This is a genomic window from Acidimicrobiales bacterium (genome assembly GCA_041394185.1).
Classification (GTDB): Bacteria; Actinomycetota; Acidimicrobiia; order Acidimicrobiales; family Poriferisodalaceae; genus JAAETH01.
The window spans coordinates 104569-122750 of the sequence record JAWKIQ010000004.1 but is presented as its reverse complement, the minus strand read 5'-3'; the positions used below and the strand labels follow the sequence as shown (position 1 = coordinate 122750).

Annotated in this window: 18 protein-coding genes; 11 read left to right on the top strand and 7 right to left on the bottom strand. The window is 65.6% G+C overall.

All coding sequences use genetic code 11. From position 1 onward, the window contains the following. Position 1: 1 nt before the first annotated feature. The 6 genes from R2770_18505 (at position 2) to R2770_18480 (ending at position 3758) form a co-directional block, all read left to right on the top strand. A complete protein-coding gene (locus R2770_18505; protein MEZ5282455.1) occupies positions 2-229 on the top strand; it encodes a hypothetical protein in 228 nt (75 codons plus the stop codon). Next, the gene (locus tag R2770_18500) at positions 226-660 is read left to right on the top strand and encodes a hypothetical protein (GenBank protein MEZ5282454.1); all 435 of its coding nucleotides are present in this window, start codon (positions 226-228) and stop codon (positions 658-660) included. Before R2770_18505 ends, R2770_18500 begins: the two co-directional genes overlap by 4 nt. Next, a complete protein-coding gene (locus R2770_18495) occupies positions 657-1118 on the top strand; it encodes a hypothetical protein (GenBank protein ID MEZ5282453.1) in 462 nt (153 codons plus the stop codon). Before R2770_18500 ends, R2770_18495 begins: the two co-directional genes overlap by 4 nt. Then, complete coding sequence (locus R2770_18490) at positions 1090-1590, top strand: hypothetical protein (protein MEZ5282452.1); 501 nt, start codon at positions 1090-1092, stop codon at positions 1588-1590. Before R2770_18495 ends, R2770_18490 begins: the two co-directional genes overlap by 29 nt. A 129-nt stretch (positions 1591-1719) precedes the next feature. Further along, positions 1720-2988: a protein kinase gene (locus R2770_18485; protein ID MEZ5282451.1), complete on the top strand. Its 1269-nt coding sequence runs from the start codon at positions 1720-1722 to the stop codon at positions 2986-2988. Continuing rightward, entirely contained in the window at positions 2985-3758 is a 774-nt protein-coding gene (locus R2770_18480; GenBank protein ID MEZ5282450.1) for a LysM peptidoglycan-binding domain-containing protein, read from the top strand. Before R2770_18485 ends, R2770_18480 begins: the two co-directional genes overlap by 4 nt. On the opposite strand, the gene R2770_18475 is transcribed toward R2770_18480, so the two are convergent. The 4 genes from R2770_18475 to R2770_18460 all read right to left on the bottom strand — a co-directional run bounded on the left by R2770_18475 (position 3755) and on the right by R2770_18460 (position 7143). Then, a complete protein-coding gene (locus R2770_18475) occupies positions 3755-4354 on the bottom strand; it encodes a DUF2202 domain-containing protein (GenBank protein ID MEZ5282449.1) in 600 nt (199 codons plus the stop codon). The genes R2770_18480 and R2770_18475 overlap by 4 nt on opposite strands. Before the next feature lie 164 nt (positions 4355-4518). Further along, the gene (locus tag R2770_18470) at positions 4519-5628 is read right to left on the bottom strand and encodes an ATP-binding protein (protein ID MEZ5282448.1); all 1110 of its coding nucleotides are present in this window, start codon (positions 5626-5628) and stop codon (positions 4519-4521) included. Further along, positions 5625-6440, bottom strand: a complete 816-nt coding sequence (locus tag R2770_18465; GenBank protein MEZ5282447.1) for a response regulator transcription factor — start codon at positions 6438-6440, stop codon at positions 5625-5627. The genes R2770_18470 and R2770_18465 overlap by 4 nt, the downstream gene beginning before the upstream one ends. Then, positions 6343-7143: a DUF2202 domain-containing protein gene (locus R2770_18460; protein ID MEZ5282446.1), complete on the bottom strand. Its 801-nt coding sequence runs from the start codon at positions 7141-7143 to the stop codon at positions 6343-6345. Before R2770_18460 ends, R2770_18465 begins: the two co-directional genes overlap by 98 nt. A 197-nt stretch (positions 7144-7340) precedes the next feature. Between R2770_18460 and R2770_18455 the strand changes: the two genes are divergently transcribed. Genes R2770_18455 through R2770_18445 form a run of 3 tightly spaced genes read left to right on the top strand, consistent with a single transcriptional unit; the run spans position 7341 to position 10523 of the window. Beyond that, positions 7341-8027 (top strand): response regulator transcription factor, encoded by a 687-nt coding sequence (locus tag R2770_18455; GenBank protein ID MEZ5282445.1) that lies wholly within the window; start codon positions 7341-7343, stop codon positions 8025-8027. Positions 8028-8040: 13 nt separating this feature from the next. Then, the gene (locus tag R2770_18450) at positions 8041-9012 is read left to right on the top strand and encodes a HAMP domain-containing sensor histidine kinase (protein ID MEZ5282444.1); all 972 of its coding nucleotides are present in this window, start codon (positions 8041-8043) and stop codon (positions 9010-9012) included. Between the two features lie 41 nt (positions 9013-9053). Further along, on the top strand, positions 9054-10523 hold the full coding sequence (locus R2770_18445) for a DUF4173 domain-containing protein (protein MEZ5282443.1): 1470 nt from the start codon (positions 9054-9056) through the stop codon (positions 10521-10523). Between the two features lie 20 nt (positions 10524-10543). Here the strand turns inward: R2770_18445 and R2770_18440 are convergent, their stop codons facing one another. Next, positions 10544-11272 (bottom strand): dienelactone hydrolase family protein, encoded by a 729-nt coding sequence (locus tag R2770_18440; protein MEZ5282442.1) that lies wholly within the window; start codon positions 11270-11272, stop codon positions 10544-10546. 116 nt (positions 11273-11388) lie between these two features. Between R2770_18440 and R2770_18435 the strand changes: the two genes are divergently transcribed. Next, positions 11389-12702: a bifunctional o-acetylhomoserine/o-acetylserine sulfhydrylase gene (locus R2770_18435; GenBank protein MEZ5282441.1), complete on the top strand. Its 1314-nt coding sequence runs from the start codon at positions 11389-11391 to the stop codon at positions 12700-12702. Between the two features lie 185 nt (positions 12703-12887). Here R2770_18435 and R2770_18430 read toward each other — a convergent pair whose 3' ends face one another. Beyond that, positions 12888-13742, bottom strand: coding sequence for a hypothetical protein (locus R2770_18430; protein ID MEZ5282440.1), 855 nt, complete (start codon positions 13740-13742; stop codon positions 12888-12890). A gap of 97 nt (positions 13743-13839) precedes the next feature. On the opposite strand from R2770_18430, the gene R2770_18425 reads away from it, so the two are divergent. After that, positions 13840-17112, top strand: a complete 3273-nt coding sequence (locus R2770_18425) for a BTAD domain-containing putative transcriptional regulator (protein MEZ5282439.1) — start codon at positions 13840-13842, stop codon at positions 17110-17112. On the opposite strand, the gene hemW is transcribed toward R2770_18425, so the two are convergent. Continuing rightward, a complete protein-coding gene (gene hemW, locus R2770_18420; GenBank protein MEZ5282438.1) occupies positions 17109-18176 on the bottom strand; it encodes a radical SAM family heme chaperone HemW in 1068 nt (355 codons plus the stop codon). The two genes, R2770_18425 and hemW, sit on opposite strands and share 4 nt — an antisense overlap. Between the last annotated feature and the right edge of the window lie 6 nt (positions 18177-18182).

Sequence of the window (18182 nt, the reverse complement as noted above, 5' to 3'; positions counted from 1 at the left end):
CATGACCACCGCCAACAACACCGTGCTGAACGTGTGGTGCTGCATCAGCGCCACGCTCGCCACCGGACGCCACCGCGTCCGGGACGAAGCCGGCGAAGGCGTCATCTCGGCAGCCATCGCGGTTCTGATCGTCGCAGCTCTTGGGGCCCTGATGTGGGTTGGCTTCCAGTCGATCTGGGCTGATGCCGAAGCGACCACACGATCAAAGATTGCCGAGATCGGAGGGTGAGCGCGGCGCGACCGGCGATCTCCGGTCGCCGGCGTTTGCGAGACCAGCGTGGTGCCGCCGTCGTCTCGGTGACACTCGGGGTGTTGGTGTTCCTGATCATGCTGTTCACCGCCGTACAGACCATGTACGCGATGTATCTCGGGTCGTCCGTTGAGGGCGTCTCATACGACGCAGCGCGCATCGTGGCTCAGTCGGGATCTTCGTCTGATCCCTCGGCAAGAGCGCGGGCAACCGCACATGTGCAGCAGCTGCTCGCCAACACCGACGGAGTTCAGGTTTCGTTCGAAGGGTCGACCGACGATGTCGTCCAGGTGACCGTTACAGCGAACCCGCCCACCCTGGTTGGCCCTTCGCTGGGGCTGCCATGGCTCGACGATCTCTCCGAAACCACCCGTGTCAGGGTCGAACGTCCCATCGAGCCCCAACGATGACGACCCGCCTGGCCCAACGGCGCTCGGACGAACGCGGCCAGCTGGCCGGAATCGAGATGCTCCCACTGGGGGTGCTGGTGTTTGCGGTCGGGGTGTTGTTCTTCGGCCAGCTGTGGGCAGTCATCGAAGCGAAGTCTGCAACCGAGTCGGCCGCACGCGAAGCGACCCGCACATTTGTCGAGTCTCAGGTAGATGCCGGCGCGGCCGAACAGCGGGCACGATCCGCGGCGCTCGACGTCTTGACGGCCGCGGGGCGCGACTCGGGCAGGGCAACCGTGCGGGCCAATGGTCCGCTGGTCCTCGATCGCTGTGCACCGGTCACTTTCGAGGTGACCTACTCGGTTCCGGTGGTGAGGCTGGGATTCGTCGATTGGGGAAACGGATTCGAGGTGACGTCTTCGCACACCGAGATCGTCGACCCCTACCGCGATGCACTCGACGGCGGCCGATGTGGGTGACGAGGTGACGCCGCACCATCAAGGGCGGTCGTCCCGGCGCACGACCGACCAGACGGGCAGCGCTCTGCTGCTGATTCCCGCTGGCATCGTCATCGTGCTGGCGCTGGGAGCCATGACACTGAACGCTTCGGTGTCGTACATGGCCGAGCGCAGCGCTGCGAGCCTCGCATCGGAGGTGGCCAACGACGTCGCCACCCTTGCCCTCGACCAACAACACTTCAGACGCACCGGCGAATACCAGCTGGTTGCCGACCTGGCAGGGGCGGTCGGCTGGCGCATCGACGCCGCCAGAGGCGCCTCTCGCAGCGGCTTGATACCGGGGTCGGTCGAGGTAACCGTGAGCCGCGTCGACGCGACGACCGTCGAGGTGGTTGTGACCGCCGAGGTCCGATTGCTCCTGAGGACGCCCGGAGGCGAAAGCACCCGATCGGTCTCGGCCAGGGCAATGGCCACGGCGTCTCCTCCCGGATAGACCATTGACCTCTTTTAGTATTTTTCATAGTGTTTCAATATGTTCAAAGGCACACCGACCGATCCCAGGGGAGAACATCCGGCAGGTCGGGGCACTCACCCCTCCGGCAGCACAGGCCACCTGACTGCCGTGCCCAGTCCCGAGCCCGAGGCGCCCGACGTGTTCGTCAAACCGGCCCCACCTTCCGATCCGCTGCGCCGTCGGTCTGAGGCCGAAGTCCTTCAGACGCTGCGCCATCCGGGAACCGTCGAGGTGCTCAACCTCAAAGACGGCCCCGAGGGAACTGCGCTCGAGTTGGCCAAACTCGACGCGGTCGACCTTCTGCATCATCGTGCTCTCGAGCCTTCCGAACTGGTGGTGGTGTTCGGCCAGGTCTGCCAGACCTTGGGCGAGATTCACAGCGCGGGCTTCGTACACGGAAACCTCGGCGCCGAGCATGTTCTGGTCGATCAGCAGGGCCGGGCGGTCCTGTGCGGGTTCGGCAACGCAAGCCCAGTTCGCTCCGATGCCCGGCCCGACGGGCTCGAACCCCAACTCGACGTTGCGGCGATAGCTCGGCTGCTAGAGCGCGAACTCGACCGAACCGAAGCCGAGCACCCGGGCGATCGACTGAACGACAGCCTGCGCCACATCGCTCAGGTCGCCGATGCCCACGAGGTCACGAAGGCGACCGCAAGCTCGTTGGCGCTCCGGCTTCATCAGTTGAGCAACGCCGAAACCGCCCCCTCAGAACCTCTCGCCTCCAATCCGGCAGAACCCACCACCGATCTAGCCAAGACGGCCACCGCACTTGCCGGCCGAATCTCGGCCGCGTGGCAGGTCCACAGAACGCCAGTGCTGGCAGGGGCCGCGGTCGTCGGCGCCCTTCTTGTCCTGGCAGCGGCACATCTGGTCCCCGACGGCGCAAGACCCGACAGCCCACCAGCCGATGCGGCCGCGACCACGCAGCCGATGCCGGCACCCACCACTGACGGTCCCCCACCACAGGGCGCCGAGCTCGTCATGGCGATCGAGCCAGCCTGTCCGACACCACCCGATGCCGCAAACCTCGCCGACATCGACGGCGATGGATGCCCCGAGCGATGGACCGCATCGAACGGTCGCATCGACGTTGGGTCCCAGAGGTTCACACTGGGCACTCCAGAAGACTTTGCGATCGTCGGAGACTGGAACTGCGACGGCAGCGCCACCCCAGCCCTCGTCGATTCGACCGGGCGGGTGTTCCTGTTCGACGCGTGGCCTTCGGGGGGTCAAAGCGTCACGGTCGAGGCCACAACCGAGATCGATGGAGTGGTGTCGGTCTGGTCCAGCGCATGCGGCGCCCTCGACTACGAGACCGCCGACGGTGCCAGGCACTCGATGCCAACGGCTCCGCTGACCGCCCAGGAGCAAGGATGAACCGACGCACACCAGCTCCGCACATGTCGACGTTCGCGGTCATCGCATGGGTAGTGGGGCTGCTCGGCAGCGCCGCAGTGCTTTGGACCATACCCATAGGCCCCTCCCCCGGTTCTCTGGTGGCCGGTTTCGACGTTGCAGCTTGGCTCGATCGAACCGACCCGACCGAGATGGCCGCGACCCTGGTGCGCTTCGGTGCGTTGGCCTGGACCCTGTGGCTGAGCGTGGTCACCGTGACCGGGTTGGCACTTCGCGCCGTGGGCGCCGCAACGTCGGCGGCCAGGCTCTTCGAAAGACTTCCCGAAGTCGGGCGGCGAGCGATGCGACCCGTGGCGGGCGTTGCGCTTGCTACGACGCTCACCGTGGGCGCCACCGTGACGGCTGGCGCCCAGGCCGAACCAAGCGCTGGAACAGACCAGATCGGCACACGGGCGACTGCCACCCTGACCCACGTCGGCGAGGTTGGCTGGCCCCGATACGACTACCCGGTTACGCCCGCTGATCTCGGCGATGCCGATGTGGCGCCGGGCGACGGCACACCCTCTTCCCAGCGGCCGGGTATACAAGGCTCGTGGCTGGTCGAAGAGGGCGACAACCTATGGAGCATCGCCGAACGCACCGCACCCTCGGGCTCTGACCTGAACGACATCGCCAGGCACTGGTTGGGCATCATCGACGCAAACCGAGACAGCCTGCCGCGCCCCGACGACCCCGACCTGATCTACCCCGGAATGACCATCACAATTCCGAGCAGCGATAACCCGGGCTAGTGACACCCGCCATCGGTGGGCACGCACGAGTGTCCGCCGCCATGATGGTCGGCACCTGCAGCGCCGTGGCACGCCTGGCTGTTGCAGCCGCTAGCACCGGCGGTGAGGATGTCGACCACTTCCTGGGGTGTCAGCACCTGCGGTCTATACGGGTGCCCCATATAGGCCAGGTTGATGACAAAGGCCCGCAGATGGTTGTGCGACCCCAACTCGAGCAGGTCATAGAGCTGGTCGATCTCGGGCACGCCACAACGTCGGGCCCGCAGGTCGGCGATGTCGAGCTCCTCGATGTGGCCGGCCACCCTCATCGCCTCGTCCAGTGACTCGAGCCCTCGGGCCACGAACGACTGGTACATCTCGGCCATCGCCGGGTCGTCGAACTCGCCAGGCCCCAGGTGCGCGATCGGGTCCTCGATCCCGAAGCGCGCCAGCTGGGCGACTACCTCGGCCTGGTGAAACAGCTCCGACTCCTCGATGTTCGAGAACGCCGGATGGTCCCACTTTGCGCCCAGCGCCCGGTACACATCGGCGGCGAGCTTCTCTTCCTGGCGCATGAACACGAGGTTCGAGATGTCGATGTCGTCGGCGGTACGCATCCCCAAACGCTAGGCGACCGTCTGGCGCATCGCCCGGGCCCTTCGTCCCAAACCCCAACACCCCCGCCGTGGAATCTGGGGTCGAATTTGGCCCGCCGGCGACCCGAACCTGACCCCAGATCCAGAAGGTGACCCCAGAATCGGGCGTCGGAGTTGCGGGCCGGTCAGGCCGATGGCAGAACGACCTCGAAGGTGGTGCCGGCGCCGGGCCCGTCCGAGTGCGCAGCGATGGTGCCGCCATGAGCGTTGACCAGGGTGCGCGCAATGTTCAGCCCAATGCCGGTGCCCGGCCGGGTGTGGTCGAGCCGGGTGTACCGGTCGAACACCGCGACCAGCTGGTCGGCAGGGATACCCGAGCCGCTGTCGGTGACCCGAACCACTACCTCGCTGCCCGATCGAACCCAGATCGCGACCGAACCGCCCTGAGGTGTGTGGGTCAAAGCGTTGCCCACGATGTTGGTGAACACCTGGGCAAGGCGGTCGGCATCGCCCACCACCGCAGCCTCGGGCGGCACATCCACCGACAACGTCACGCCCTTCAACTCGAACTGCGACCTCAGGCGATCTGCCACAGCCGATACCACGTCACCCACATCGACCCGGTCTTGCGACAACTGGAGGGCACCCTCCTGCCCCTTGGCCAGCAGGGAGAGATCGTCGGTGAGGCGCCTCAGGCGGTCGGCTTCCTCGATCACCGAAGCAAAGGTCTCCGGTGTTGGCTCCATGACTCCGTCGATCAGAGCCTCCATCGTTCCCTCGATGGTGGTGAGGGGATTTCGCAGCTCGTGAGCCAGGTCCGAGATCAGCCGGGCCCGATTCTGTTCGGTGGCCTCGAGCGTTTCAGCGAGAGTGTTGATCGACAGAGCCAGATCGGCGAGCTCGGCTTCTGGCGGTTCGGCAACCCGGGCCGAGTGATCGCCCGCCGCCAGCCGGTGGGTGGCATCGCGCATCGCATGTACCCGAGCCGAGAGGGTACGCACCACCCACCAGGCGACACCGGCGGCAAGCAGCACGCCCGCCAGCGCAGCGACTCCGGCGGCGATGGTCAGAGATCGGTTGAGGCTGTCCGAAATGGCCGGGTCGGCGAACGGATCCTGGTTGTGCCTGGGCCCGCCGGCCCCAAAACCCATGCCTGTGAGGCGGCGCTCGAACAGCCGTGGCGTCAGGAATCTGACGGTGACGAAGCCCACACCAGCCACCACGGCGATGACCGCTACATATGACCAGATCAGCACGCCGCCGACACTGCGCCGCGACCCGGTCGCGGCGCTCACGACGGCTCCAGCTCGAACCGGTAGCCCACCCCGCGCACGGTGCCGATGAACCGGGGCTCGGTGGCGCTGTCTCCCAGCGCCTTGCGCAGATTGCGGATGTGCACGTCGACAACGCGATCGTCGCCCACGAAATCCCACCCCCACACCGCCTCGAGCAGCTGGCGGCGCGAGAAGACCCGACGAGGCTGAAGAGCCATGGCCTTGAGCAGATCGAACTCTAGGGTTGTCAGCTCTGCCGGTTCACCATCGACCTCCACATCACGTCGACTGGTATCGATGGTCAGAGATGGAAAGACGAGCGTCTCCTCGGCACCGCTGGCCGCGGCCGAAGATCGTGTGCGGCGTAGCACCGCTTTGACCCGCGCCACCAGCTCACGAGGGCTGAAAGGCTTGGTGAGATAGTCATCGGCGCCCACCGACAGCCCGATCAGCTTGTCGGTCTCCTCCGAACGAGCGGTCAGCATGATGACGTAGACGTCGGAGAAGGTGCGCACCTGGCGCAGCGCCTCGATGCCGTCGATGCCGGGCATCACGACGTCCATCACCACCAGGTCGGGTTCGAGAGCTCTGACCCGCTGTATCGCCTGGGCCCCGTCCGACGCGCCGGCGACCTCGTAGCCCTCGGCAGCGAGATACGAGGACACGAGGTCGCGGATCTTGGGGTCGTCATCGACCACGAGGATCGAGGGGACTCCGCCGGCCATCTGGGCGATGCTAGCTGCGCCCACGGCCATGGCCCTGGCCCATTCCCTGGCCGCCCTGACCCTGACCCATTCCCTGGCCCTGGCCGAGGCCTCCCTGGCCGTGGCCACCCTGACCCTGGACGCCCTGGCCCTGCATCTCGTGACCCATCGTGTTATCGGCTGCCACGATCGCGGCTACGTCAGCTGTTTCGAGTACCTGGGCGTCGTATTCGACGCCGAACCCCTCGAGGCTGCGAACGAAGGCCCGGAGGTGGTTGTTCGATCCGGCTTCGAGGCGGGCATAGAGAGCATCGATTTCGGGAACCTCAGAGGCCCGCTGACGAAGATCGGCGATGTCGACCTCTTCGATCAACGCGCCAACCATCAAGGCTTCCTGGGCCGAGATCATGCCCCGCTCGACCAAGTCGTGGTAGAGGTCCTGCAGGGCGGGGTCGATGAACTCGCCCGGCGCGAGCGCGTCGATGGGGTCTTCGATGCCCAGCGAAGCGAGCACGGCAGAAACCTCGGCCTGATGTGTCAGCTCTGCCTGTTCGATGTTGGCGAAGGGACGCAGACCCCATTGTTCGTAGAGCACGTTGTAGACGTCGGCGGCGAGCTTCTCTTCCTGGCGCATGAACAGCAGGTTGTCGATGTCGGCCTGGTCGACGGTCTGCGACGTGGCCGCGAGAACCAGGTCTGCCGTTGCGGGTTCGGTGGCGGCATCGGTCGAGTCGCCGGCGCATGCGGCAAGGATCGGCCCAGATCCGGCGAGTGCGGCAGCAAGCAGAAACGCACGTCCGGTCTTGACGGTGTTGGTGATTTCGAACTTCATGACCTTGTCCCTTCTTCGGGGCCGAGTGCTCGGCTTCGATGTCATGTTCTCGATGTCCGATGAAGCCTTTGATCGCGCTTTTGTGAAGCTGCCATGAAGCCGGCGACCAGACCTGCACAGAGCCGGCGACCCAGCCTGCACAGAATCTCCAGATCTCGCGCCCGGCATCTGCACGGCCGGTTCCCTACGGTGTCCTTGTGGGTAACAGCCGAATTCTCGTAGTCGACGACGACCTGGCCATCGCCGATGCCGTGGCACAACGTCTTCGCGCCGACGGCCATGAGGTCAACACAGTGCATGACGGCAACGTGGCGGTCGCCACGGCGTTGGTTGCTCCCCCCGATCTGGTGGTGCTCGATCTGGGCTTGCCGGGGGCAGATGGCATCGAGGTGTGCCGCCGGATCCGTGTTCATCACGACGTGGCCGTTGTGATGTTGACCGCCCGAGACGACGAGACCGACATCCTGGTCGGGCTGGGGGTGGGCGCCGACGACTATGTGGTGAAGCCGTTTTCGCCCAGGGAGTTGTCGGCTCGTATCACCGCTGTGCTGAGGCGCACCATGGCGTCGCGCCCCGCCATCGACGAGAACCATTTGCGCGCCGGCACTTTCGAGATCGACGTGATGCGGCGCCGGGTTTGGGGCCCCACCGGCGATGTGCATCTGACGGTGACCGAGTTCGACCTGTTCGTCGATCTGGCCAAGGCCCGAGGCGCCGTGCGCAGCCGCGACGACCTGATGCAGCAGGTATGGGGTTATCGCGACGCCGGGGTGGCCCGCACCATCGATTCACACATCCGAGCGTTGCGACGCAAGCTCGATGCCGATCTGATCCGCACCATCCACGGAATCGGCTACGCCCTCTCGGTGGGCGACAGGATCTGAGGGCGAGAGCATCGTGTCGTCGCCGTTGGGCGCGCTCACCAGCCTGAAGGTGAAGTTGTCGATAGTCATCGTCGCTGCTGTGGCCGTTGCGGCAATCACATCGACCGTGGGGCTCAGACTCGGGTGGCCGATCTGGGTTCGTCCGGTTGTGGCCGCGGCTCTGTCCTTGATCATGGTTCAGTTCTTGGCCCGCGGCCTGACGTCTCCTCTGCGCAACATCGATGCTGCGGCCCGCCGGTTCGGCGGCGGCGACCTGGCGGCTCGGGCCACGGTGTCGACCGTTGACGAGATCGGACGCCTGGCCAGCACCTTCAACTCGATGGCCGACCAGTTGGCCGAGGCAGAAAGGCACAGGCGTCGTTTCGTGGCCGACGCTGCCCACGAGCTGCGTACCCCGGTGTCGGGTCTTCTGGCCACGGTCGAGAACATGGCAGATGGGGTCACCGAGCCCACAGCCCACGAGCTCGAAAAGCTGCACCGCCAGTGCCGCCGGCTGTCGGCGCTGACGGCCGATCTGCTGGATCTGTCTCGTCTGGAGGCCGGGGTGCTCGAGCTGAGGCCGTCACAGTTCGATCTGCTCGACCTGGCGCGGGCCGCGGCAGATGAAGCGATGGTGCGCCATCCCGACGCTGAGATAGAGGTTTCGGGGCCGAGGCAGGAGATCACCGGCGACCGACGTCACCTGCGCAGGGCCGTGGACAACCTCGTCGAGAACGCGGCGGTGCACGGCCGCACCGCGTTGACACCGCCCCAGGTCAAGATCGCTGTCGGCCCCGGCCCCGTGCTGGTGGTCGAGGACAACGGCCCAGGCCTCAACGGAACCGCGTCCGATGTGTTCGACCCATTCCGGCGCAACAGCCCTTCGACCGCAGGCACTGGGCTGGGTCTGGCAATAGCGCGCGAAATCGTTCACCTCCACCACGGCCGCATCGAGGCCAAGGACACTGGCCGTGGTGCCGCATTCACCATCGACCTGTCGACCTGACCCAACAGCCGCCGATCACCTGATCGAACCCGGAGACACCCATGACAACCACGCTTGACCGCGCGCGCACCGACACGGTGCCAACACCCGACTCGAAGACGATCTCGACCTTGGCGTTGATTGCCGTCGCAGGAGTGGTTGGCGACCTGGCGATGCACGCATCGGCGTTCGGGTTTGCCGCTTCGGGTGCTGTCGCCGCACTGGGTTGGTGCGCCGCTAGCGGCTCGGCGTCGTTGCGCCGGCCAGCCACCCTGGTCGTTCCGATGACCATCACCGCGCTGGCCCTTTGGTTGTCGGTGCGGTACAGCCCGTGGCTGTTGACCATCGATCTGGCGGCTGCAGCTCTGCTGCTGATGATTGGGCCGGCCATCGACCGCCAGGGTCGCCTTCTGGCCAACGACCGGTACGAGTGGACCTTGCGCTCGGCCAAAACGTTCAGGGCGATTCAGCCCGCACTGGTGAAGGTCGTGCGCATCGTGCACCGCGCCACCGCCGCCCTGGCTGGTGGTAGGGCTGCCGCGCTGGGGTTGGGAAACTACGTGCTTGCCGCCGCCACCGGTGCGTTGATGCTGGTGCTGTTGGCTTCGGGCGACGCGGTGTTTGCGTCGTTCTTGTCGATGCCGGACGTGACCACACAGGGACTTCATCTGTTGGGTTGGTCGGTTGCAACCTTTGTTGGCCTGTGGCTGGCGACGGCCTCGGATCATCACGATCGACCCGCGCGAGCGGCCACGGCTATACGCACCTCGCACGACTCGGCCTCGTTGTTGCTGGCGACTGTGTCGATGGTGCTTGGCCTGTTCACCTTGTCGCAGTTGGTCACGGTGCTGCAGGGCAGGCAGTGGGTGCTGGAGCGCACCGGCCTGACGTTCGCCGAATACGCCAGGCAAGGGTTCTTCCAGCTGTTGTGGGTGGCCGTGGTGGTGGCCGCAGTGCTGGCCTTTGCCCGAGTTCGAACGGCGGCAGATTATCGACGCCCTCCCCGGCGCGTCATTGTCCTGAGCGGGGTCATTGCGGCGCTGACGATCGGCCTCGTCATCGTGTCGCTGCGCCGCATGTTCCTGTACGAAGAAGCGTTCGGCCTGACGATGCTGCGGCTCTACGTGATGGGCTTCGCTGCTTGGATGATCGCGGTGTTGTTGGCCACGGCGACGGCGACCGCAAGCGCTGGTGGCAGGCGCTGGCTGGCTCCCTTTGTGGTGGGTTCGGCCGTTGCGGGCGTGCTGGTGCTGAACATCGTGAACCCCGAGGCCATCGTCGTCGAACGCAATCTCGAGCGAGCCCAGAGCGGCGCCGACCTCGACGTCGACTATCTGCTGGGGATGTCCACCGATGGGCGGCTGGCCCTGGTCGAGGCCCTCGAAGCGGGTCAGTGGCCGGCGATAACCCGCGCACTGTGCGAAAGGGGCCTGGAGCGCACGCCCGACCTGGACAACATCTGGTCGTACAACTTCAGCGTCGACCACTACCAAGAGGCCGTGGCCCGACTGTGCGGTAGTGGTCCTTCATGAGGACCTTCTTCGGGCTGTTGTCAGCCGACGCGTCGGCGCAGCATCGAGTGAACCCGCTCCCAGTGCAACTCAGAGGCGGCCCGGTTGTAGCGCTCGCCACCAGGCGGGGCATATCCGTGAACGGCATAGCTGAGGAAATCGAGGTTGTATTCGACCCCGGCTTCGTCGAGGGCGTTCGTCAGCACGTCGCGATCTTCGACCGGAGCGGTGGGGTCGTTGTCGGCCCAGCCGAGGTAGACCTCGGCGCTGACGTGCTCGAGGCCGAGGTGGGGCGAGTCGGGGGTGTCGCGGACCAACCAGGCACCGTGGATCGACGCAACTGCGCCGACACGCTGGCCCATGGCGCGGGCCAGTGAAATGACCAGGCCCCCACTCATGCAGAAACCGACCGCTCCGATGGGACCATCGGTCTTGGCGGCTACATCGGCCTCGGCGATCTTCAGCAGCGCTTCGGCGTCACCGATGATGTTGGTGGGGTTCACCGTGCCCATCATCTCCTGCCTGGCGTGCATGTCTTCATCGCTTTGACCGAACTCGCGAAACGGTCCGCCCCGGTAGAACAGGTAGGGCAACATCACGTAATAGCCCGCCGTCGCCAGTCGAGATGCCATGTCTTTGAGGGCGGGCCTGATGCTGGGTGCGTCCATCAGGTAAAGGACAACGGGGTGCGGTCCGTCGTGCTCGGGGTGATAGATGAAGGTCTTCATCTCACCGTCGCCGGTTGCCACTTCGATCTCGCGCTCGATCATGATCGCAGTCTGGCAGATCGGCGGCGGCCGACCCCGATTCGGTAGCAACCCAGACTTTTAGCCTATATTGTATGGCTCGCCCTTGAAGCGGGCCCGACCCCCCACCCGGAGCAGACATGAGCAACGACTGGAAGTTCGAGACGGCCACCGTCCACGCAGGACAGCAGCCCGATAGCGCCACCGGCGCCCGGGCCGTTCCGATCTATCAGACCACGTCCTATGTGTTCGACAACGCCGAACACGCCCAGAACCTGTTCGCGCTGGCCGAGATCGGCAACATCTACACGCGCATCATGAACCCCACCCAGCACGTGCTCGAAGAGCGCATCGCTGCACTGGAGGGTGCCGTGCGCACCGCCGTCGGCCTGCCAGGATGCCTTGCCGTAGCGTCGGGCCAGGCCGCCGAGACGCTGGCGATCTTGACCCTGGCCGAGGTCGGCGACCACATCGTCGCCAGCCCGTCGCTGTATGGCGGCACCTACAACCTGTTCAACTACACACTTCCGAAGATGGGCATCGAGGTCAGCTTCGTCGCAGACCCCGACGACCTCGATGCGTGGCAGGCGGCCGTGCAGCCGAACACCAAGGCGTTCTACGGCGAGACCATCGGCAACCCCAAGAACGACGTGTTCGACTTCGAGGGTGTTTCGACCATCGCGAAGCAGGTCGGCGTGCCCCTGATCATCGACAACACGGTGGCTTCTCCGTACCTGTGCAACCCGCTCACCCACGGAGCCGACATCGTCATCCACTCGGCCACCAAGTTCATCGGCGGCCACGGCAACAGCATCGGCGGCGTCATCGTCGACGGCGGCAGCTTCGACTTCGGCGCCGGCGACAAGTTCCCGAACTTCACCGAACCCGACCCCAGCTACCACGGTCTTGCCTATTGGCCCGCTCTGGGGCCCGGCGCATTCATCATCAAGGCCCGCGTCCAGATGCTGCGCGATCTCGGACCGGCGATCTCGCCGATGAACGCGTTCTTGCTTCTTCAGGGTGTCGAGACGCTGCACCTGCGGATGGAGCGCCACGTCGAGAACGCCGCCAAGGTCGCCCGCTTCCTGGCCGAACATCCCCAGGTCGAGTGGGTGTCGTACTCGGGCCTCGAGACGTCGAAGTGGAACGAACGGGCCAAGCGCTACCTGCCCAAGGGCCCCGGATCGGTGCTGGCGTTTGGCATCGCCGGCGGTGCCAAGGCCGGCCAGAAGTTCGTGGAAAGCCTCGAGTTGCACAGCCACGTCGCCAACATCGGCGATGTGCGCAGCCTGGCCATACATCCGGCCAGCACCACCCACAGCCAGCTGACCGCCGAGGAACAAGAGGCCACTGGTGTCTTGCCGAACCTCGTGCGCTTGTCGGTCGGCATCGAGCACATCGACGACATCATCGCCGACCTGGTGACGGGCTTCGAGGCCACATCAGCGCTCTGACCGACCCGACCGTGCCCTTGGTCACAGGTCGAATTCGGATGGTCTAAGCTCGCCGAACACGCCGGGTGCACCCGGTAGCAGATCTGGGGGACACGAACAGGAGCCGGGCCGCCACCGAGAGGTGCGGCCCGGCTTCGGTCATTCAGCCGCGGCGCTTGCGCCGGGCCACATCAGCACAGGCGCTATCAGCACTCGACGACGGCGTCGCTGTACACGATCCGAAGCTGCTCGCCCTCGGCGGCCACGGCGCCGGCGTAGACACACATCAAGAAGTCGCCTTCGGCCTCGGGCAGGTCGAGTATCAGCGAGATCTGATTCCCGTCGGCCTTGATTTCGCCATCGAGCGAGAGCTGATCGAACACGATCTGATAACGCGTCTCGGGCGACAGCATGCCGATCGCATCGCCCAGCTCTGCCGCCTGCTCATCGTCGAGACCCAGCGTCCGGGCGGCGTTTTCTGCACTATCGAAGGACGCTGTGCCCGAGTCGGCCGCGTCACCGGCTCCGGAATCGGCGGCCTGATCGTCGACCTCTTCGGTGTAGGTGATCTGTGCGCCTGAGCCGCCCTCGGACGGGTAAACGAACAGTGTCAGCACGGCCCCACCCTTCTCATACTGGCGCGTGATCGACAACTCCTCTCCGCTGGCCAGCCTCGAATCGACGCTCATGTCCCAATCGGCCAGGGCGGAGTGATAGTGCTCGGCCAGTTCCTCGACGCCGGCGCTTGCCTCGATCGTCATCGACATGTTGTTGGAGGTCTCGTCGACGAACGACACCGAGGTCAGGATCGTCGAACCTGCAGGTTCGCTCAGGTACTCGGGCCACCCGCCGGGTCGATCTCCCGTGCTGCTGATCTCGAGGTCTCCATCGTCTGTGCTGACGCGCACCTGCGCATCGTCGTCGATATCGAACTCGACATCACCACCCGTCTCGGCCTCGATTCGGTTCTCGATCACCTCTTCGGCAACGTCTGATGCGCTGCAAGCCCCGGCGAGCAGCACCATTCCCAACAGCGATATCGAAAGCTTCAATCCAGTCATGAGACAAGCCTCGCAAGCGTCGCTTGCAGAACGCTTGCAGAAAGCCTGCGGTGGGCGCCGAGTGACCCTCGACCGCCGAAACACCTAGCATGAGGCGATGCAGAAACCACCCGAGGTGAGGTTGAAGCTACTCGGAGCGGTCGAGCTGCGCTCTGCCGGAGCGACGATCAGCCTCGGCGGACCCAAGGTGGAGGCGCTGATAGCGAGGCTGGCCCTGGCCCCGGGTCAAGATGGCTGGTGTTCGGCCAACAGCCTCATCTCCTCGATGTGGTCGCAGGACTCCGATGTGGATCGAACCGCACTTCACCCTCATGTTTCGAGGCTGAGACGAGAGCTACGGCGCTACTCGCTCGACGTCGAACGCAGCGCCGACCGGTACCGGCTGACACCGTCGCCGCCATCGGATCTCGGGTATATGACCTCGGCGCTTGCGAGGGCGACAGAGCTCACGTCCGAACGACCGCTATCGACTGCTGGGGGCGAAGAAGCGATAGCCGTGCTGGACGAGGGTCTGGGTCACTGGGAAACCCCGGTGCTGGGCCGGCTCGAAGCGCTGCCTGCGTTCGCCGCAGATGCGGCCAGAATCGGCGAGCTACACACACAGATGCTCGAGCTTCGGGCGCTGGCCAACAGCTCGCTGAGCCGGTGGTCTCAGGCGATAGATGATCTACAGACAGTCGTCGACGACAATCCGTATCGCGAGCAAACCTGCGCCGAGCTGGCCGTGGTGCTCTACCGGGCCGGACGTCAGCGCGACGCGCTGGCATGCATCGAGCAGGCCAAGCTGCGGCTCCTGGAAGACCTCGGAGTCGATGCCGGGCCGGCACTTCGCGAGACCGAGTTGGCGATCTTGCAACAAGACCCGAGACTCGACCCGCCCCGAACGGCCGTCCGGCGGTCGCCACCAACGGAACAGAGCGTCCCCGAAGCCGTCGTCGCATCGGTCAAGAGACGTATCTGGGACTCGTTGCCTCCGCTTCCGGTGGTTCCTCGTTCCAACAGGCTCATCGGGCGTTCGGCCGCAACACAGTTCGCCCGCGAGATCATCCAGAAACGGGCCGTGGGCGTGATCTGCGGGCCATCGGGAATCGGCAAATCGACAGTGCTGGCTCAGCTGAACGCTCCGACAGCGCGAGGACTGCGATACGACGACACGCCGGCCCTGTGGCCTTGGCGCGAGCTGCTGACCCAGCTGGCGGCGAGATCCAATTCGAACTCGACGATAACGACGGCGCTTCGCCTGGTCGGCGACGACATGGAGGCCGGTTCGTTTCGCCAGTCTTTGGCGGTCAGAGACGCACTTCGTGCCTCTGGGGCCGATGCCATCGTCATCGACGATGCCCAATTCTTCGACACCACGGCCATGCAGCTGCTCGAGTTCATCGCCACCCAGCGAAGCGACGCCGATCCTGCGGTGCTGGTGGGATGGCGCCTCGAGCCGACGCGTGTAGTTCCACAGATCGGAGCCGTTCACGATCTGACTCTGCTGAACAGGGACGACATCACCTCACTGATCGTCCGAGAGCTGGGGTCACGGCCACCGGCGCGAATGGTTGCCGAGGTCGAGAGCCGCAGCGGTGGCCTGCCGCTGCTGGTCGATCGCTGCCTCATGAGGCTTCGCCAAGGTGCATCGCTTGCCGGGATCGACGTCGCCCACGATCTGACCCTGCCCGGGTCGCTGAGCGCGCAGACACTCGAGGTGCTTGCGCTGGCGGCCATTCACGGAGGTTCTGCTCCAGTGGGTTTGCTGGCCGAGTGCCTGAACCTCGAAACCACCGACATCTTGGCCGTCACCGATATCTCCAACCTCAGCGGCCTGGTCTCGAGCGATGGACATCATCTCGAGTACGGCCACGACGCCTGGCGGCTAGCAGCTGAACGCTCGGTCACCGCCGCCGAAAGGGCGCGGTTGCACAGGTTGCTGTTCCAACACCTGAGATCGCAACCCAGCCCGAACCCCAGAGCGGTGGCACGCCACCTGTGGGGTTGCGGGCCGCTGAAGTCTGACGATGAAGCCGCCGCGACGATGGCCGAGGCAGGCAAGGCCGCCCATGCCGCGGGCGCGTACGACGAGGCCACCATGTGGTGGTCGAGGGCTCTGGATGTGGCCCAAGACCAGGACCTGCGCTCTGAGCTGCATCAGATGCTCGGCGACGTCGACTTTCGCGCCGGGCGTGTCGCCGAATCGCGATCGCACTTTCGGGCGGCGATGAACGACGGTGGCGATCCGATCGAGCAAGCAGAACTTGCCGCGGCGATGGCGGGGTTTGGGCTGGTCTTCGTGGATCTCGACGACGACGAGTTGTCGATAGTCAAGGCCGGGGCCTCCCTCGATGACCCCAGCCCGCGTGCCGTGGCCGCCCAGATCAAATGCCAGAGTCGAGTTCTCATCGCCGAGTGGCGACAAGAGACACTCGTCGAAGACTCGAAGGCCCTGACGGCAAGAGCCGAGGCAGAGTCCGATGCAGAGACCTTCAGGTGGACTCTGGGCGTGCGGCTGGTCGCTTCGATGACCGCTGCCGGAGCCCGTGAGCGGCTGAGCGTCGCCAGGCAGATGACCGAGTCGGCAACGGCCGATGGCGACGACCGCGCCCTGGCTCTGGGCCTGGTCCATCAGGCCGACTGCCTCGCCGAGTTCGGCCGCTTCGAAGAGACCGAGCACATGATCGACCAGCTCGAGACACTCGGCGCCGCCAGCGGGCGGGTCGCTGTCAAGTGGTACGCAACGCACTATCGGGCCGGCCTCGAACTGGCACGCGGAAACACCGAACTAGGCAACCAGCTACTCGGCGAGTCTCTGCTGTTGATGCAGGGTGCGCACGGCCCAGCCGCGCTGGAGGCATACGGCGGTGTGCTGATCGCATCGCATTCCTCGCTCGACCGCATGGCCGAGTTGGAGCTACTGGTCGAAGGCGGAATCGAAGCCTCGGCTTCGCGACAGAGCATGGATGTGTGGTCCATGGTCAGAGCAGACGTGTTCGCCGCTGCCGGTCGACTCGACAAGGCTCGAGACCATCTCTCAGCCGCTCTCGCGTCGGCCCAAAGCCTCCCCAGCTCGTCGTTCAGGACCATCGAACTCGCCCAACTGGCGGGTCTCGGGTGGACGCTCTCGGACCCGACGTCGGCCCGTCTCGCCGTCGAGCACTTGTCTCAATACGCCGACCGCTGCTGCGCTGCCCCAGGCATGGTGCTGGCCGGGTCGGCTCACGTTCACCTGGGCCTGGCCAAGGCCGCCCTTGGCGAACCGGACGCCGCCGAGTCGATCGAGAGGGGCATCGAACAAAACAGCGCCTGGGGACTGCACGCCTGGGAACGGCGCGGACTGCAAGCACTAGAGCTGGTGCGTACAACGCCGAGGCTGGGAACCTAGTTGCGCTGGCGGGGCTCCAGGCGAACAGCGACCTCGTTGGCCAAGAGCCGCCCTTCCAACGTCAGCCTGGCTCGGCCGTCAGCCCCCACCTGCACCAGGTGTTCGACCTCGGGAGGAATCACCTCGGCGTCGACACCATCGGCGAGGCGGATCGCCAACTGCAGAGCCTCGACCGCTCTTTCGGCACCGTCGAGCACTTCGGAGCCGGCCTCGACGCCGTCGCCCCGCTCGATGGCTCGAATGAATCGCTCGGGGGTACGAACGCTCCAGAAACGGCGACCGCCGACGTGTGAGTGGGCGGCGCAGCCAAGGCCCAGATAGTCGCCCTGGGTCCAATAGAGCAGGTTGTGGCGACACTCTTGACCTGGACGCGCCCAGTTCGAGATCTCGTAGTTGGCCAGGCCTGCCTCGGTCAGCGCAGCATCTGCCATGCGATATTTGTCGGCTTGATCGTCGTCGTCTGGATGTCGGCTCGGATCGTCGGCCAGCGGGGTGCCGGGCTCGACTGTCAGCCCGTAGGCGCTGACGTGATCGGGTTCCAGGGCGATCGCTCGCTGAAGCGTCTGGCCCCAATCTTCGAGCGACTCGCCCGCCGCGCCGTAGATCAGGTCGAGATTGAGGCGGGCGATGCCCGCAGCCCTGACCGCCTCCACGGCCGAGCGCACGTTGGCGGGATCGTGGGTGCGGCCAAGCGCCTGGAGCACGTGAGGCACCATCGACTGGACGCCCATGGATATGCGCTCGACACCGTGGGCTGCGTAGGTCTGCATCTGTGCCACCGTGACCAGGTCAGGGTTGCACTCGACGGTGACTTCGGCGCCGGGGGCAAGATCGAGCTCGTCGATCACAGCCATCAGCAGCTCGGGCGGAGCGAGGTTGGGAGTGCCGCCTCCGACGAAGACCGAGGTTATGGGTCCAAAATCGGCTGGGACCGCTTGGGCCGCGGTCACGAGAGCCGCGAAGTATCGCTCGGTCAGTTCGTGGCGGTCGGTCCAGGTCGCGAACGCGCAATAGTCGCAGCGTCGCTCACAGAACGGAACGTGGATGTAGATGCCAGCGCCCACGAGGCG

What these genes read in the sequence shown, in the direction of transcription:
- R2770_18505 (MEZ5282455.1), top strand. Translation starts at nt 2, where the DNA reads ATGACCACCGCCAACAACACCGTGCTGAACGTGTGGTGCTGCATCAGC.
- R2770_18495 (MEZ5282453.1), top strand. Translation starts at nt 657, where the DNA reads ATGACGACCCGCCTGGCCCAACGGCGCTCGGACGAACGCGGCCAGCTG.
- R2770_18490 (MEZ5282452.1), top strand. Translation starts at nt 1,090, where the DNA reads ATGCACTCGACGGCGGCCGATGTGGGTGACGAGGTGACGCCGCACCAT.
- R2770_18480 (MEZ5282450.1), top strand. Translation starts at nt 2,985, where the DNA reads ATGAACCGACGCACACCAGCTCCGCACATGTCGACGTTCGCGGTCATC.
- R2770_18475 (MEZ5282449.1), bottom strand. Translation starts at nt 4,354, where the DNA reads ATGCGTACCGCCGACGACATCGACATCTCGAACCTCGTGTTCATGCGC.
- R2770_18460 (MEZ5282446.1), bottom strand. Translation starts at nt 7,143, where the DNA reads ATGAAGTTCGAAATCACCAACACCGTCAAGACCGGACGTGCGTTTCTG.
- R2770_18445 (MEZ5282443.1), top strand. Translation starts at nt 9,054, where the DNA reads ATGACAACCACGCTTGACCGCGCGCGCACCGACACGGTGCCAACACCC.
- R2770_18440 (MEZ5282442.1), bottom strand. Translation starts at nt 11,272, where the DNA reads ATGATCGAGCGCGAGATCGAAGTGGCAACCGGCGACGGTGAGATGAAG.
- R2770_18435 (MEZ5282441.1), top strand. Translation starts at nt 11,389, where the DNA reads ATGAGCAACGACTGGAAGTTCGAGACGGCCACCGTCCACGCAGGACAG.
- R2770_18430 (MEZ5282440.1), bottom strand. Translation starts at nt 13,742, where the DNA reads ATGACTGGATTGAAGCTTTCGATATCGCTGTTGGGAATGGTGCTGCTC.
- R2770_18425 (MEZ5282439.1), top strand. Translation starts at nt 13,840, where the DNA reads ATGCAGAAACCACCCGAGGTGAGGTTGAAGCTACTCGGAGCGGTCGAG.